A 16068-nucleotide genomic window follows, 5' to 3' on the forward strand; every position below is an offset into this window, starting at 1 on the left:
TGCGATGAGCACTCGATGAGTACGCGATGAGTACGCCCATGAAGTAGCGACGGTCCGGCGGTAACCCGGACCTAAAAGGAGCGAAGTGGCTAAGGTCCGGGTATACGAACTCGCCAAGGAGTTCGGCGTAGAGAGCAAGGTCGTCATGGCCAAGCTCCAAGAACTCGGTGAATTCGTCCGTTCGGCGTCCTCGACGATCGAGGCGCCGGTTGTACGTAAGTTGACCGATGCACTGCAGGGGCCCGGCGGCAACGCCGGCAAGTCCGCTGCCAAGCCTGGCGCGCCCCGCAAGGCGACGCCCGCAAAGCCCGCAGCGCCCTCCCCGGCCGCCGCGGCACGTCCCGCTGCCCCGAAGCCCGGCGTCCCGGCTGCCAAGCCGGCCGCGTCCGAGGCCCCGGAGAGCAGCGCCCCGGCAGAGCCTTCGGCTCCGTCGGCGGGCCCCCGTCCGGGTCCGAAGCCCGCGCCGAAGGCGGCCCCGGTGACCCCGGTCCCGGCCGCCGAGTTCTCGGCTCCGGCTCCGGCTCAGCCGGCCGCCCCCCAGCAGCCCCAGGCCCCGCGTCCCGCGGGTGCCACTCCCGGACCGCGTCCGGCCCGTCCGGCTCCGGCCGGCGGTCAGCGCGACGCCGGCCAGCGTGACGGTGGAGCCCGCGAGGGCGGCCAGCGTGACGGCGGCCGTGGCGGCGAGCGTGGCGGAGACCGCCCCGCACGCCCCGCGGGCCAGGGCGCCCCGCGCCCCGGCGGTACCCGTCCGGCCGGTCCCCGTCCGGGCAACAACCCCTTCACCTCCGGCGGTTCCACCGGCATGGCGCGCCCCTCGGCGCCCCGTCCCGGCGGTGCCCCGCGCCCCGGTGGCGGCTCGGAGCGCCCCGGCGCCCCGCGTCCCCAGGGCAGTGGCCCCGGCGGCGCCCCGCGTCCGCAGGGTGGTCAGGGTCAGGGCGGTGCCCGTCCGGCTCCGGGCGGCATGCCCCGCCCGCAGGCTCCGCGTCCCGGCGGCGGTCCCGCCGGTAACCGTCCGAACCCGGGCATGATGCCGCAGCGTCCCGCTGCGGGCCCGCGTCCCGGCGGTGGCCCCGGCGGTGGCCGCGGTCCCGGTGCCGGTGGCGGCGGTCGCCCCGGTGGCGGCGGCGGTGCCGGTCGTCCCGGTGGCGGTGGCGGCGGTTTCGCCGGTCGTCCCGGTGGCGGTGGCGGCGGCTTCGCAGGCCGTCCGGCAGGTCCTGGTGGTGGCGGCGGCGGTGCCGGTCGTCCCGGTGGTGGCGGCGGCTTCGGCGGTCGTCCCGGCTTCGGCGGTCGTCCGGGTGGTCCCGGTGGCCGTGGTGGCACACAGGGTGCGTTCGGCCGTCCCGGCGGTCCGGCGCGTCGTGGTCGCAAGTCGAAGCGGCAGAGGCGCCAGGAGTACGAGGCCATGCAGGCCCCGTCCGTCGGCGGCGTCATGCTGCCTCGCGGCAACGGACAGGCTGTCCGGCTGTCGCGCGGTGCCTCGCTCACCGACTTCGCGGAGAAGATCAACGCCAACCCGGCGTCGCTCGTCGCCGTGATGATGAACCTCGGAGAGATGGTCACGGCGACGCAGTCCGTCTCCGACGAGACGCTGCGGCTTCTCGCGGACGAGATGAACTACGTCCTGGAGATCGTCAGCCCCGAGGAGGAGGACCGCGAGCTGCTCGAGTCCTTCGACATCGAGTTCGGCGAGGACGAGGGCGGCGAAGAGGCCCTGGTCTCCCGTCCGCCGGTCGTGACCGTCATGGGTCACGTCGACCACGGTAAGACCCGACTGCTGGACGCGATCCGCAAGACGAACGTCGTTGCGGGCGAGGCCGGCGGCATCACCCAGCACATCGGTGCCTACCAGGTCTCCTCCGAGGTCAACGGCGAGGACCGCAAGATCACCTTCATCGACACCCCGGGTCACGAGGCGTTCACCGCCATGCGTGCACGTGGTGCGAAGTCGACCGACATCGCGATCCTCGTGGTGGCGGCCAACGACGGTGTGATGCCCCAGACGATCGAGGCGCTGAACCACGCCAAGGCGGCCGACGTGCCGATCGTGGTCGCGGTCAACAAGATCGACGTCGAGGGTGCCGACCCGACCAAGGTGCGCGGTCAGCTCACCGAGTTCGGTCTGGTGGCCGAGGAGTACGGCGGCGACACCATGTTCGTCGACATCTCCGCCAAGCAGGGCCTCAACATCGAGGCGCTCCTGGAGGCCGTCGTCCTCACCGCCGACGCCTCGCTCGACCTGCGGGCCAACCCGGAGCAGGACGCGCAGGGTATTGCGATCGAGTCCCACCTCGACCGCGGTCGCGGTGCCGTCTCGACCGTCCTGGTCCAGCGCGGAACGCTGCGCATCGGCGACACGATGGTCGTGGGCGACGCCTACGGCCGCGTGCGCGCCATGCTCGACGACAACGGTCAGAACGTGCAGGAAGCGGGTCCCTCGACCCCCGTCCTGGTGCTCGGTCTCACCAACGTCCCGGGTGCCGGCGACAACTTCCTGGTCGTCGACGAGGACCGTACGGCCCGTCAGATCGCCGAGAAGCGTGCCGCTCGTGAGCGCAACGCCAACTTCGCCCGCAAGGGTGTCCGGTTCTCCCTGGAGAACCTGGACGAGGCGCTCAAGGCCGGTCTGGTCCAGGAGCTCAACCTCATCATCAAGGGCGACGCGTCCGGTTCGGTGGAGGCTCTCGAGTCCTCGCTGCTCCAGCTCGACGTCGGTGAAGAGGTCGACATCCGGGTCCTGCACCGCGGTGTGGGTGCGGTCACCGAGTCGGACATCAACCTGGCGACGGGTTCCGACGCCATCGTGATCGGCTTCAACGTGCGCGCCGCAGGGCGTGCCGAGCAGATGGCCGAGCGCGAAGGCGTGGACGTCCGGTACTACTCGGTCATCTACCAGGCGATCGAAGAGATCGAAGCGGCCCTCAAGGGCATGCTCAAGCCGGAGTACGAAGAGGTCGAGCTCGGTACGGCGGAGATCCGCGAGATCTTCCGCTCGTCCAAGCTGGGCAACATCGCCGGTGTGCTGGTCCGCTCCGGCGAGGTCAAGCGCAACACCAAGGCGCGCCTGCTGCGCGATGGCAAGGTCATCGCGGAGAGCCTCAACATCTCCGGTCTGCGCCGCTTCAAGGACGACGTCACCGAGATCCGCGAAGGCTTCGAGGGCGGTATCAACCTCGGAAACTTCAACGACATCAAGATCGACGACGTCATCGCGACGTACGAGATGCGCGAGAAGCCGCGAGGCTGATCCGCAAGGATTCGGCAGGGTCCCGGGGGTTCGCCCCCGGAACCCCGCCAGCACGGTCGGGGCCGGTCGACGGGTCGTATTTCCGTCGATCGGCCCCGGCCGTTCCGGTACGGTTCTGATGTCCCCGCCAAGTTCTGGCGGGGCACGAACCCGAACCGGCGGGACATCCGGACACACATGTATGTGGGGACCCTGTCCTTCGATCTGCTCCTCGGCGACGTACGGTCGTTGAAGGAGAAACGCTCCGTCGTCCGTCCGATCGTCGCCGAACTCCAGCGCAAGTACGCGGTGAGTGCGGCGGAGACCGGCGGACAGGATCTCCACCGCAGGGCCGAGATCGGCCTCGCCGTGGTATCCGGTGACACCGGACACCTGACGGACGTGCTGGACCGGTGCGAGCGGCTGGTGGCCGCGCGCCCCGAGGTGGAGCTGCTGTCGGTGAGACGGCGGCTGCACAGTGACGAAGACTGACAGCCAAGCGAAATCAGAAGGAAGAGTGACGGACCGGTGACCGACAACGCGCGGGCCCGCAAGCTGGCCGATCGCATCCAGGTCGTGGTCGCGGAGACCCTGGACCGGCGAATCAAGGATCCGCGGCTGGGATTCGTGACGATCACGGACGCCCGGGTCACGGGCGACCTGCGGGAGGCCACGGTCTTCTACACGGTCTACGGCGACGACGAGGAGCGCGCGGCCTCCGCCGCGGCGCTGGAGAGCGCCAAGGGCGTCCTCCGCTCCGAGGTCGGCCGGCAGACCGGGGTCCGGTTCACGCCGAGCCTGGCCTTCGTCCCGGACGCCCTCCCGGACAACGCCCGCACCATCGAGGACCTCCTCGACAAGGCGCGGGCCAAGGACGCGGAGGTGCGCGAGGTCTCCACGGGCGCGAAGTACGCCGGCGACGCCGACCCGTACCGCAAGCCCGAGGACGAGGACGACGAAGCCGACGCCCCCTCCGAGAAGGACGGCCCCTCCGAGAAGAACGAGGGCCCGGCCTCCGCATGACCGAGCAGACCACCACGCCGGACGGCCTTGTCATCGTCGACAAGCCGTCCGGCTTCACTTCGCACGACGTCGTGGCCAAGATGCGCGGCATCGCCCGCACCCGCCGCGTCGGCCACGCCGGGACCCTCGACCCGATGGCGACCGGGGTCCTCGTGCTCGGTGTCCAGCGGGCCACCAAGCTCCTCGGCCACCTCGCGCTGACCGAGAAGGAGTACCTGGGCACCATCCGGCTCGGGCAGGACACCGTCACCGACGACGCCGAGGGCGAGATCACCTCGTCCACCGACGCTTCCGGCGTGACCCGGGAGGGCATCGACGCCGGGGTGGCCGCACTGACCGGCCGGATCATGCAGGTCCCGTCCAAGGTCAGCGCCATCAAGATCGACGGCAAGCGGTCCTACGCGCGGGTGCGCGGCGGCGAGGAGTTCGAGATCCCGGCCCGCCCGGTCACCGTCTCCTCCTTCCGCGTCTACGACGTCCGCGAGGCCGTCGCCGAGGACGGCACCCCCGTCGTGGACCTGGTCGTCTCCGTCGTCTGCTCCTCGGGGACGTACATCCGCGCCCTCGCCCGCGACCTCGGCGCCGGGCTCGGCGTCGGCGGCCACCTCACGGCGCTGCGCCGCACCCGGGTCGGCCCGTACGGGCTGGACGCAGCCCGCACGCTCGACCAGCACCAGGAGGAGCTGACGGTGATGCCGGTCGCCGACGCGGCCGCCTCCGCCTTCCCCCGCTGGGACGTCGACGAGAAGCGCGCCAAGCTGCTCCTCAACGGCGTACGGCTGGACATGCCCGCGTATCCGCAGGGACCGGTCGCGGTCTTCGGGCCCGACGGGGCGTTCCTCGTGCTCGTGGAGGAGGAGAAGGGCAAGGCCAAGAGCCTCGCCGTCTTCGCCTGAGCCGTCCCGCACGGTGTCTCCGCCCGAGCCGCTCCCCGCACGGTGTGTGTGGAGCGGGCACCACCCCCCCACCCGGTGCCCGCTCCACATTCCCCACCCCGGGACCATCTCTGCTCCGCCGGGACACGCCTATTCACCCCATCGGCCGGGCGCTCGGAGTGAATATCGGGGGCGCGGGGGGCGCTTTCCCCCTCCGCGCTACTCCTGGAGATCACCGGCGGCCTAACGTCGGACCATGGGCAGTGGGGACCGGTCGAAGCTGGTAAGAATCTGCGATCAGGCCGGCCGGCCGCGGGGGACGGGATTCGTCGCGGACGACCGCGGCACGGTCGTCACCGCCCATCAGGCTGTCACCGCCCCCGGCCCGCTCCTCCTCCACGGCACCGCCGGCCGCACCTGTTCCGTCGGCCCCGACGACATCACCGCGCTGCCCGCCCTCGGCCTCGCCCTCCTGCGTACGGGCGGCTCCGGGACCCTCGACGTGGAGCCGCTGCCCATCGCCGTACGGGAGCGGATCGAGCCCGGCAGTTACGTCGGGATCGCCGCCCACGGCCGCCGCGAGGCCCGGGTCCTCGGCACGGCCCCCGCCACCTACACCGCCCCGGACGGCGGCCACCCCGTCCAGGCCGCCCTGGAGCTGGCCCTCGGCACCGACGGGCGCGACGCCCTGCGCTCCGGCGGCGCGGCGATCGGGGGACCGGTCACCGACCCGGCCACGGGCGCGGTCCTCGGCCTCCTGTGCACCGCCCTCACCACCCCGTACGAGGCCGCCGGGCTGGCCCTGCCGATCCCGCGCGGCGCCGACCCCACCCTCGACGCCCTCCTGGCGCGCAACGCCACCGCCGCCCCCGGCTACGGCCCCGACCTCAACCTCGCCGGTGCCCTCCAGATCACCGCCACCTCCGTCGGCTCGGCGGACGGACCCAAGGCCCGCACCGCACCGGTCGAGCGCGACGACGTGAGCGCGGAGTTCGCCGCCTTCGAAGCCGGTACGGGCACCGTCCTGGGCCTCGTCGGCGCCCCCGGCACCGGCCGCACCACCGAGCTCGCCGCCCTCGCCGCCCGCCGGGCCGACGGCGGGGCGCCCGCCCCCACGCTCTGGCTGCGCGGCGCCGACCTGCTCGCCGACGACACCTCGATCGTGGACGCGGCCGACCGTACGCTGTCCCGCTCCGCCCGGATCGTCTCCGCCGCCGGGGCCCCCGGCGACATGGCGACGGCCACGGCGGAACGGATCGCCGCTCTCGCCGCCGACGCGGGACACCCCCTCCTCGTCGTCCTGGACGGCCCCGAGGAGATGCCGCCGCTGCTGGCCCACCGGCTCCCGGAGTGGACCGCGTCCACCGCCGGCTGGCTGCGGGAGAACGGCGTGCGGCTCGTCGTCGCCTGCCGCCCCGAGCACTGGGAGACCGCCGGGGACCTGTACCCGCCCGGCGCCCTGCACCGCCCCCGGCGCCCCGCCCGCAGGCTGCCCCCGGCCCTGCGCCTGGCCGACCTCACCCCCGACCAGGCCGAACAGGCCAAGGAGCGCCTCGGCATCCCGCCCCACGCCCTCGCCCCCGGCCACGACCGGCACCCGCTCACCCTGCGGCTCCTCGCCGAGGTCCGCGAGGCGCTGCCGCCCGGCGTCCCCGGCCGCCCCGACACCGAGGACGTCTTCGGCGCCCACCTGGACCTCCTGTGCGTGCGCGTCGCGGTCCGGATCGCGGCCGCCGCCGACGAGCAGCCCCGCGGCACCGCCGTACGCAGGCTGGCCGCCCGGGTGGCGGGCCAGGTCCACGAGGCGGCCCGGCGCTGTCTGGGCCCGGGGCAGGGGGAGCTGGACCGGGAGGCGTTCGAGGAGATCTTCCCCTGGCGGACGGGGTGGGCCTCGGCCGTCCTGACCGAGGGGCTCCTCGTCCCCGCCGGGGCCGGATACCGCTTCGCCCACGAGGAACTGGGCGACTGGGTGCAGGGCGCCCATCTGGACCTGGACGCGGCGCTGCGCTCCCTGGTGCACCGCTGGCACCGGGGGAGCGGGGCGCGCGAGCGGGTGCCGCAAGGGGGCAGCGGCGACCCGGAAGCCGTGCCGCGGCGGGGAAGCCGTGACCCCGAGCCCGTGCCGCGGCGGGGGAGCCGTGACCGCGAGCCCGTGCCGCGGCGGGGGAGCCGTGATCAGGAGCGGGTGCCGCAGCCGCGTGGAGCCGGGGAGCCGCGCAGTCTGCCCGTGCCCCGGCACCGGATCGGGCCGGTGATCCAGGCGATGGTGCTCCTCGGCCGCCGCCAGGGCACCGCCGCGCTCGCGCACCGGATGGCCGACCTGATCGAGGCGCTGGACCGGCTCTGGACCGACGAGGGCCCCCGCGACGAGGACGCCGCTTGGTGGGCCGCCCACCTCCTCGGCGGCAGCCTGCTCCGGGTGCCCGACGCCCGTCCCTACCTGGGCGTTCTGCGGGTCCTCGCCGGACGTATCACCCGCCGCTCGGCCGCCACCGGCGGACCGGCGAGCCCGGGGGCGTACGGGGAGTTCGGGCCCTGGTTCTGGCGGCGGCTCCGGCTGCCCGAGGAGGACCGGATCGACCTGCTGCGCCGCCTCGTCCCCGCCGACGGGGTGGAGCGTACCGACGGCGACGAGCGGTACCTCGACGCCGTGGCCCGCCGCCTGACCCTCGACGCCACCGCCGTACAGCCCCTGCTCTGCCGCTGGTTCACCGACGAGCGCCCCCTGCTGGCCGGCCCCGGCGAGCCGGACCCGGAGCTGCGCCCCACCGTGGCCGCCGCCGCGCAGGCCCTGCTCCACGCCCGCCGGGCCCTGGCCGTCGACGATCTGACCGACGCGCTGATCGCCACCCCGCACGCGCGCGCCGGTGAGCTCCTCGCCGCCCTCGCGGAGGACGAGCCCACCGTGCTCTGCCGGGCCGTCGAACGCTGGGCCCGCGACGAGGACCGCCCGGCCCGCCGCTCGGCCGCCGCCCGGTACGGCGGACTCCTCCAGGAGCGGGTCACCGCCGAGGGCGACCGGTCCCTGCTGCGCTCCGCCGCCCTCGCCCTGCTCGGCCGCCCCGAGGACGCCGAGCTGCACGCCGCCGCCCTCACCCTCCTCGTCCGGGACCCGCAGACCAGGGGCCGCCACCTCCCGCAGGCGCTGCGCCTCTTCGCACACGGCGACCCCCGGCTCCCCGTGGAGCTGCTCGCCGAGGTCTTCCCGGCCCACCCGGAGCCGGTCCTCGCCGCCCTCCGCGCCCGGCTGGCCCGCCCCGGCGACGGCGGCGGCGCGGTGCTGCGGGCCCTGGCCGGGCTCGACACGCCCGCACTCGCGCTGCACGTCGCCGGGCTCGTACGCGAGTACATCGACGCCCACCCCGAGGACGGCACGCACGCGGCGGAGTACGTCGACCTCCGGCTGGAACACGGCCCCGCCGCCCGCGCCCTGCTGCTCCCGCTGGTCACCGGGCTGCTGCGGGACCGCCCCGCCCCGCCGCCGGTCCGCGCCGCCCTCGCCCGGGTGCTCGCCGGTGCCGGGTCCACCGCCTCCCGGCCGCTGCGGGCCGAGCTGCTGGAGGTCCTGCTGGAGTTCGAGCAGGTCACCGGACGGGACCCGGATGTGCTGGACGCCCTGCTCCAGGCCGCGGCGGGCGGGGCGCACCGCCGCCCGGAGATCCGTACGCGCGCGCTCGTCCACCGCACCGGCATGCTCCTCGTCCGCACCCCGGAGGGCGCCGCCCGCTTCGACCGCCGGCTGGTCGAACTCGCCCGGGACGTGCCCGGATTCGCCGCCCTCGTCATCCGGTGGCTCGCCGACGCCCCGCAGGAGTGGGCGGCGGTGGTGGGCCCGAGCGCCCGGCGCACGGTGGAGGCGTTGGAGACATCACGTCGGGCGATGCCGATGCCGATGCAGGCGGCGGGGCGTGAGCATGGCAGTCTTAGACCTGCGTAATCGACATACACACGTACACAGGTTCGGGCGAGGAGCGGTCACAGTGCAGCGCTGGCGTGGCTTGGAGGACATCCCCCAGGACTGGGGGCGCAGCGTCGTCACCATCGGCTCCTACGACGGCGTGCACCGCGGGCACCAGCTGATCATCGGCCGGGCCGTCGAGCGCGCCCGTGAGCTGGGCGTTCCGTCCGTCGTCGTCACCTTCGACCCGCACCCCAGCGAGGTCGTCCGCCCCGGCAGCCACCCGCCGCTGCTCGCCCCGCACCACCGCCGCGCCGAACTCATGGCGGAGCTGGGCGTGGACGCGCTGCTGATCCTGCCGTTCACCGCGGAGTTCTCGAAGCTGTCGCCCGCGGACTTCATCGTGAAGGTCCTCGTCGACAAGCTGCACGCGCAGGCCGTCATCGAGGGCCCGAACTTCCGGTTCGGCCACAAGGCCGCGGGCAACGTCGCGCTGCTGACCGAGCTGGGCGCCACCTACGACTACACCGTCGAGGTCATCGACCTGTTCGTGACCGGTGCGGCGGGCGGCGGCCAGCCGTTCTCCTCCACCCTCACCCGCCGGCTGGTCTCCGAGGGCGATGTCGCCGGGGCCGCCGAGATCCTCGGCCGCCCGCACCGCGTCGAGGGCATCGTGGTCCGCGGCGCGCAGCGCGGCCGCGAGCTGGGCTTCCCCACGGCCAACGTGGAGACCCTCCCGCACACCGCGATCCCCGCCGACGGCGTCTACGCGGGCTGGCTGGAGGTGGCGGGCGAGTCGATGCCCGCCGCGATCTCGGTCGGCACCAACCCGCAGTTCGACGGCACCGAGCGGACGGTCGAGGCGTACGCGATCGACCGGGTCGGCCTGGACCTGTACGGGCTGCACGTGGCCGTCGACTTCCTCGCGTACGTACGCGGGATGCTGAAGTTCGACTCGATCGACGACCTCCTCGTCGCGATGGCCGCCGATGTGAAGCGGTGCAGCGAGCTGATTGCCGCGTACGACCGCGACCACTGACCCACCCGCACCCACCGACGTACCCGCTCCCCGTGCGCCCCGCCCCCGGGCGGCGGATGCTGGCAGGGTGCGTGACATCCTGCCCGGCCTCCAGGCCCGCTGCGCCGCCGGTACGCCCTTCGCCCTGGCGACCGTCGTCGCCGTGCACGGCAGCGCGCCCCGCGACCCGGGCGCCGTCATGGCCGTCGACGGGGCGGGCTCCGTGCTCGGCAGCGTCTCCGGGGGCTGCGTCGAGGGCGATGTGTACGAGGTCGCCCGCGAGGTGCTCGCCGGGGCGGGGCCGCGCGTGGTGTCGTACGGGATCAGCGACGACGAGGCGTTCGGGGTCGGGCTGACGTGCGGCGGGACCATCGAGGTGCTCGTGCGCGCGTACGTGTCGCAGGCCGAGCTGGCGGATCTCGCGGCTCTGCTGGACCTGATCGCCGCCGATCTGCCCGTGGCCGAGGCCACCGTCCTGTCCGGCGCGGCCGAGACCGGGGCCCGCCTGGTCGTGCGCCCCACCAGCAGCCCCACCAGCAGCCCCACCAGCAGCCCCGGCACGCTCGGCGCTCTCGGCACTCTCGGTACGGAAGGGCTCGACGCCGCCGTCACCGACGACGCCCGCGGGATGCTGGCCCAGGGCCTCACCGGCATCCAGCGGTACGGGGCGCACGGGCAGCGCCGGATGCAGGAGGTCGCCGTCTTCGTCCGGACGTACGCCCCACCGCCCCGCATGATCGTCTTCGGTGCCATCGACCACGCGGCGGCCACCGCCCGCATCGGCTCCTTCCTCGGCTACCGGGTCACCGTCTGCGACGCCCGCCCCGCCTTCGCCACCCGGGAACGGTTCCCCACCGCCGACGAGGTGGTCCGCGCCTGGCCGCACGACTACCTGGAGGCGACCGAGGTCGACGCCCGTACGGTCATCTGCGTCCTCACCCACGACCCGAAGTTCGATGTGCCGCTGCTCGTCGCCGCACTGCGCACGCCCGCCGCGTACATCGGGGTCATGGGCAGCCGCCGCACCCACAGCGACCGGCTGGCCCGGCTGCGGGAGGCAGGCGTGGACGAGGCGGCACTCGCACGCCTCGCCTCACCCGTGGGCCTCGACCTCGGAGCCCGTACGCCGGAGGAGACGGCGGTCTCCATCGCCGCCGAGATCATCCAGCACCGCTGGGGCGGCACGGGACGGCCGCTGGGCGAGCTGACGGGGGCGATCCACCGGGACCGATGAGTTCCGGGCCGACCGGAGGTCATCACACCGGAGACACCCGCGGACCAGCGCACCCGTAGCCGGAGGAACCCCATGGCCAAGCTCATCTACTCGATGATCACCTCGCTCGACGGCTACGCCGAAGCGGCGGAGGGCGGCCTCGGCACCGGGGCCGAGGACCCGGAGGTGCACACCTTCGTCAATGACCTCTTCCGTCCCGTCGGCACGTATCTCTACGGCCGGCGCATGTACGAGACGATGGTCTACTGGGAGACCGCGCACACCGAGCCGGACCAGCCGCCGCACATCCTCCAGTACGCCCGCGACTGGCAGGCCGCGAAGAAGGTCGTGTACTCCACGACGCTCGACTCGGTGTCCAGCGCGAGGACCAGGATCGAGCGGACCTTCGACCCGGACGCGGTGCGCAGGCTCAAGGCCGAGGCCGATCACGACCTCACCGTCGACGGCCCGAACCTCGCGGCCCAGGCGATCGCGGCCGGTCTGGTGGACGAGTACCACCTGTTCATCACCACGAGCGTGGTCGGCGGCGGCAAGCGGTTCTTCCCCGACGGCGTGCGCCTCGACCTCGAACTGGTCGAGGAACGCGCCTTCAGCAGCGGACTGGTCTACGCGCGCTACCGGACCCGCTGAAGACCGCCGACCTCAGGTCGCCACCCCGGTGGACCCGGGCCTGCCCTCCTCCCCGCAGGCCGCCGCCCAGTGGCACGCCACCTGGGTCTCGGCCCCGCCGTTCAGCACCGGCAGATCCACCGTGCGGCAGGCCTCCGCCACCCCGGCCCGCTCGGCCTCGCCCGAGGCCAGCACCTGGCAGCGGACGTGGAAGCGGCAGCCGGAGGGGACCTTCGAGGGGTCCGGGGGCTCGCCGGTCAGGACGACCGGTTCGCCCTCCGCCTCGGGGAGGACCGACAGCAGGGCCCGGGTGTACGGGTGCTGAGGGGCCGTGAGCAGCTGCTCGACCGGGCCCGTCTCGACGATCCGGCCGAGGTACATGACCGCCACCCGGTCCGCGATGTTCCAGGCGAGCCCGAGGTCATGGGTGACGACCAGCGCCGAGAGCCCCAGTTCGTCCCGGAGGCGCAGCAGGAGGGCCAGGATCTCGCCCCGTACCGAGGCGTCCAGCGAGGCCACCGGTTCGTCGGCCACGATCAGCTCCGGCTCCAGGACCAGCGCCCCGGCGATCACGACGCGCTGGCGCTGACCGCCCGACAGCTCGTGCGGGTAGCGCAGGAAGAACCGCTCCGGCGGCCGCAGCCCCGCCCGGGACAGGGCCTCGGAGACGGCCGCCCGCTCGTCACCCGCGTACCCGTGGATGCGCAGCCCCTCGGCCACCGCGTCGTACACCGTGTGCCTCGGGTTGAGCGAGCCGCTGGGGTCCTGGAGCACCAGCTGCACGCGCTTGCGGTACGCCTTGAGCGCCCGGCCCGAGTAGTCCAGCGGCGAACCGCCGAAGGTGACCCGGCCCGCGGTGGGCGGGACCAGCCCGAGAAGCGACCGGGCGAGCGTCGTCTTGCCGCACCCCGACTCACCGACCAGCGCGACGATCTCGCCCGGCCGGATGTCGAGGTCGACGCCGTCGACGGCACGGGCGGTGGCGGCCCCGCGCCGGCCGGGGAAGGCGACCTCCAGTGCCTCGGCGCTGAGGAGGGGCGTGGTGCTGACGAGGGGGGCCGTGCTCATGAGGTGCTCCTCGATCGGTCCGGAGTGGGAGCGTCGACCAGCACGCAGGCCGCCCGCCGGTCACCCCCGGCCTCCCGCAGCTCCTGGTCCTCCGTGGCGCAGGAGTCCAGCGCCACCGGGCACCGAGGGTGGAACGTACAGCCGCCCGGCAGCGCCGCCGGGTCCGGCGGGTCGCCCGGCAGGCCGCGCGGGGCGCGCCGGGAGGCGAGGTCCCCGATCCTCGGGAAGGCGGCGGAGAGCGCCTTGCCGTACGGGTGGCGGGCCTCCGCGTACACCTGCCGGGCGGGGCCCTCCTCGACGACCCGGCCCGCGTACATCACCGACAGCCGGTCGCACGTGTCGGCGAGCACCGCCAGGTCGTGGCTGATCATGATGAGCCCGACGTCCTGATCGGCCACCAGTTGTTCGATCAGCCGCAGGATCTGGGCCTGGATCATCACGTCCAGGGCCGTCGTCGGCTCGTCCGCGACGATCAGGCGCGGGTCGCAGGCCAGTGCCATCGCGATCATCACGCGCTGCCGCTGGCCGCCGGACAGCTCGTGCGGGTAGGCCAGGGCGCGGGCGGCGGGCAGCCCCACCTGTTCCAGCAGCTCCCCGGCGCGCTTGCGGGCAGCGGCCGGGGTGGCCTTGCTGTGCAGCAGGATCGGCTCGGCGATCTGGTCCCCGACCCGGTGCACCGCGTTCAGCGAGTGCATCGCGCCCTGGAAGACGATCGACGCACCCGCCCAGCGGACCGCCCGCAGCCGCCCCCACTTCATGGTCAGGACGTCCTCGCCGTCCAGCAGGATCTCGCCGGTCAGCTCGGCCGATGCGGGCAGGAGCCGCAGCAGCGCGAGGGCCAGCGTCGACTTCCCGCAGCCGGACTCCCCGGCGATGCCGAGCTTCTGCCCGGCCTCCACCCGCAGATCGACCCCCCGTACGGCGGGGACGGCACCGGCCCCACCGCCGTACGTCACGGTCAGGTTCCGCACCTCCAGGAGCGGTGGGTCACCCACGGGCTTCGACAGGTCGGGCGCGGCGGAAGAATCGGGGTTCGGCGGAGTGGTCGTGGTTGTTGCCGTCAACGGGACACCCCCAGCTTGGGGTTGAGCACGGATTCGATGGCGCGGCCGCAGAGCGTGAAGGCGAGGGCGACCACGGCGATGGCGAGTCCGGGCGGGGCGAGGTACCACCAGTTGCCGGAGCTGACCGCCCCCGCCTCACGGGCGTCCTGGAGCAGCCCGCCCCAGGAGACGATCGTCGGATCGCTGAGCCCGAGGAAGGCGAGGGTCGCTTCGGTGAGGATGGCGGTGGAGATCACCAGCGTGGTCTGGGCGAGCACCAGCGGCATCACATTGGGCAGCACATGGCGGGACATGATGTGCCGGTGTCCGCCGCCGAGCGCCCGGGACCGCTCGATGTACGGGCGGGACTCGACGGAGAGCGTCTGCGCGCGGACCAGGCGGGCGGTGGTCGGCCAGGTCGTCACGCCGATCGCCAGGATGGTCGTCCAGATCGACCGGGAGAGGACCGTGGCCAGGGCGATGGCCAGAACGAGGGTCGGCATCACCAGGAACCAGTCCGTGACCCGCATGATGACGGTGGCGTACCAGCCCTTGAAGTGACCTGCGGTGATCCCGATCAGAGTGCCGATCGCCACGGAGAGGAAGGCGGCCAGCAGGCCGACCGTCAGCGAGACCCGGGTTCCCCAGAGCATCAGGGCGAGCAGGCTGCGTCCGAACTGGTCGGTCCCGAGGGGGAATTCACTGCTCGGCGCCTCCATCGGGCCGCCCGGAGCGTTGGTCACGCTCTGCGAGTCGGCCCCCACCAGCAGGGGGGCGGTCAGCGCGAGCAGGGCGATCACCGCCAGCACGGCGAGGCCGACGAGACCGGCCCGGTGTGTGCGGTACTGCCGCCAGAAGCGGAGGGCGGCCTGCCGCCTCCGGGCCCGGGCCAGCGCGCGCGGGCTGTCTCCCGGTACGGTCCCGGGTTTCCCCGGGAGCCTCCCGTCGTCCGGCTTCTGCGGGTCGGACTTCTCCAGCGACGTCGTCATCGGCCCACCCGGGGATCCAGCAGCGGATAGATCACATCGGCCAGCGTGTTCATCAGGATCACCGCGGAGGCGAAGACGAAGAACAGCGCCTGCACCAACGGCAGGTCGGGCACGCTGAGCGCCTGGTAGAACAGGCCGCCGAGCCCCGGCCAGGAGAACACCGTCTCCACCAGGATCGCCCCCGCCACCGTCGTACCGAGGTTCACGAAGAGCAGCGTCACCGTCGGCAGCATCGCGTTCGGCACGGCGTGCTTCCGGCGTACGAGATCGTCCCGCAGCCCCTTGGCGCGGGCGGTCGTCAGATAGTCGCTGCCCATCTCGTCGAGCAGCGAGGAGCGCATCACCAGCAGGGTGCGCGCGTACTCCACCGCGACGAGCGTGATGACGGGCAGCACCATGTGGTGGGCGATGTCGAGCACGCGGTCGAAGCCGGTGGTGGAACCGGACTCCATGCCGCCGGTCGGGAAGAGCCCCGGGATCGGGCCGATGCCCACCGACAGGGTGATGATGAGGAGCAGGCCCAGCCAGAACGAGGGCACCGAGTACAGCGTCAGCGCGAACGCGGTGTTGGTCCGGTCCCCGGCGGAGCCGTTGCGCCAGGCGGAGCGGGCACCGAGCCAGATGCCGAGCAGCGTGTAGATGACGAACGCCGTGCCGGTGAGCAGCAGGGTGGCGGGCAGCGCCTCGCCGATCTTGTCGATGACGGGGGCCCGGAACTGGTACGACGTACCGAAGTCGCCGGTCAGAGCCTTGCCGCAGTACTGGGTGAACTGCTGCCAGAGCGGCAGGTCGAGCCCGAACTCACGGCGCATCGCCGCGATCTGTTCGGTCGACACCTGACGGCCGCCGGTCATCTCCTTGACCGGGTCGCCGGGGATCAGCCGGAAGAGGAAGAAGCTGGTGACGAGGACGGCGAAGAGGGAGACGGCCGCCCCGGCCAGCTTGCCCGCCGCGTAACGGAGGTAGGCGGCCGTACTGCGGGAGCGCGGGGAGCGGGCCGGCGGCCCGGCCGGAGCCGGGCCGCCGGATTCGGTGCTCTCCACGCCCGCCGCGCCCTTCAGGAGCGCGGGAGTGCTTTCTGAGCTCAT

The 16068-nt window shown here is 73.5% G+C and carries 12 protein-coding genes; 8 read left to right on the forward strand and 4 right to left on the reverse strand.

The features are described 5' to 3' along the window. Nucleotides 1–85 precede the first annotated feature (85 nt). The 8 genes from infB (at nucleotide 86) to IE264_RS15245 (ending at nucleotide 11901) form a co-directional block, all read left to right on the forward strand. A complete protein-coding gene (gene infB, locus IE264_RS15210) occupies nucleotides 86–3244 on the forward strand; it encodes a translation initiation factor IF-2 (RefSeq protein ID WP_078657469.1) in 3159 nt (1052 codons plus the stop codon). A 177-nt stretch (nucleotides 3245–3421) separates the two neighbouring features. Beyond that, nucleotides 3422–3715: a DUF503 domain-containing protein gene (locus IE264_RS15215; protein WP_015611818.1), complete on the forward strand. Its 294-nt coding sequence runs from the start codon at nucleotides 3422–3424 to the stop codon at nucleotides 3713–3715. Nucleotides 3716–3751: 36 nt separating this feature from the next. Beyond that, nucleotides 3752–4246 (forward strand): 30S ribosome-binding factor RbfA, encoded by a 495-nt coding sequence (gene rbfA, locus IE264_RS15220; protein ID WP_015611819.1) that lies wholly within the window; start codon nucleotides 3752–3754, stop codon nucleotides 4244–4246. After that, complete coding sequence (gene truB / locus IE264_RS15225; RefSeq protein WP_015611820.1) at nucleotides 4243–5142, forward strand: tRNA pseudouridine(55) synthase TruB; 900 nt, start codon at nucleotides 4243–4245, stop codon at nucleotides 5140–5142. Before rbfA ends, truB begins: the two co-directional genes overlap by 4 nt. Before the next feature lie 235 nt (nucleotides 5143–5377). Continuing rightward, nucleotides 5378–9058: a hypothetical protein gene (locus tag IE264_RS15230; protein ID WP_032757384.1), complete on the forward strand. Its 3681-nt coding sequence runs from the start codon at nucleotides 5378–5380 to the stop codon at nucleotides 9056–9058. Between the two features lie 43 nt (nucleotides 9059–9101). Continuing rightward, on the forward strand, nucleotides 9102–10058 hold the full coding sequence (locus IE264_RS15235; protein ID WP_015611822.1) for a bifunctional riboflavin kinase/FAD synthetase: 957 nt from the start codon (nucleotides 9102–9104) through the stop codon (nucleotides 10056–10058). 67 nt (nucleotides 10059–10125) lie between these two features. After that, nucleotides 10126–11271, forward strand: a complete 1146-nt coding sequence (locus IE264_RS15240) for an XdhC family protein (RefSeq protein WP_032757382.1) — start codon at nucleotides 10126–10128, stop codon at nucleotides 11269–11271. Nucleotides 11272–11343: 72 nt separating this feature from the next. Continuing rightward, nucleotides 11344–11901 carry a dihydrofolate reductase family protein gene (locus tag IE264_RS15245; protein WP_032757381.1) on the forward strand — a complete coding sequence of 186 codons (558 nt, stop codon included), beginning with the start codon at nucleotides 11344–11346 and terminating at the stop codon, nucleotides 11899–11901. A gap of 12 nt (nucleotides 11902–11913) precedes the next feature. On the opposite strand, the gene IE264_RS15250 is transcribed toward IE264_RS15245, so the two are convergent. The 4 genes from IE264_RS15250 to IE264_RS15265 are packed head-to-tail and all read right to left on the reverse strand — an operon-like array spanning nucleotide 11914 to nucleotide 16068. Next, nucleotides 11914–12948, reverse strand: coding sequence for an oligopeptide/dipeptide ABC transporter ATP-binding protein (locus IE264_RS15250; protein ID WP_015611825.1), 1035 nt, complete (start codon nucleotides 12946–12948; stop codon nucleotides 11914–11916). Then, nucleotides 12945–14012, reverse strand: a complete 1068-nt coding sequence (locus IE264_RS15255) for an ABC transporter ATP-binding protein (RefSeq protein ID WP_032757380.1) — start codon at nucleotides 14010–14012, stop codon at nucleotides 12945–12947. Before IE264_RS15255 ends, IE264_RS15250 begins: the two co-directional genes overlap by 4 nt. Next, a complete protein-coding gene (locus IE264_RS38410) occupies nucleotides 14009–14980 on the reverse strand; it encodes an ABC transporter permease (protein WP_032757379.1) in 972 nt (323 codons plus the stop codon). The genes IE264_RS15255 and IE264_RS38410 overlap by 4 nt, the downstream gene beginning before the upstream one ends. After that, nucleotides 14977–16068 carry an ABC transporter permease gene (locus IE264_RS15265; protein ID WP_015611828.1) on the reverse strand — a complete coding sequence of 364 codons (1092 nt, stop codon included), beginning with the start codon at nucleotides 16066–16068 and terminating at the stop codon, nucleotides 14977–14979. The genes IE264_RS38410 and IE264_RS15265 overlap by 4 nt, the downstream gene beginning before the upstream one ends.

The organism is Streptomyces microflavus (genome assembly GCF_014650075.1).
Lineage (GTDB): Bacteria > Actinomycetota > Actinomycetes > Streptomycetales > Streptomycetaceae > Streptomyces > Streptomyces microflavus.

Coding starts and splice junctions, on each gene's coding strand:
- IE264_RS15215 (WP_015611818.1), top strand. CDS start 3,422: ATGTATGTGGGGACCCTGTCCTTCGATCTGCTCCTCGGCGACGTACGG.
- truB (WP_015611820.1), top strand. CDS start 4,243: ATGACCGAGCAGACCACCACGCCGGACGGCCTTGTCATCGTCGACAAG.
- IE264_RS15230 (WP_032757384.1), top strand. CDS start 5,378: ATGGGCAGTGGGGACCGGTCGAAGCTGGTAAGAATCTGCGATCAGGCC.
- IE264_RS15245 (WP_032757381.1), top strand. CDS start 11,344: ATGGCCAAGCTCATCTACTCGATGATCACCTCGCTCGACGGCTACGCC.
- IE264_RS15250 (WP_015611825.1), bottom strand. CDS start 12,948: ATGAGCACGGCCCCCCTCGTCAGCACCACGCCCCTCCTCAGCGCCGAG.
- IE264_RS38410 (WP_032757379.1), bottom strand. CDS start 14,980: ATGACGACGTCGCTGGAGAAGTCCGACCCGCAGAAGCCGGACGACGGG.
- IE264_RS15265 (WP_015611828.1), bottom strand. CDS start 16,068: ATGAGCTCAGAAAGCACTCCCGCGCTCCTGAAGGGCGCGGCGGGCGTG.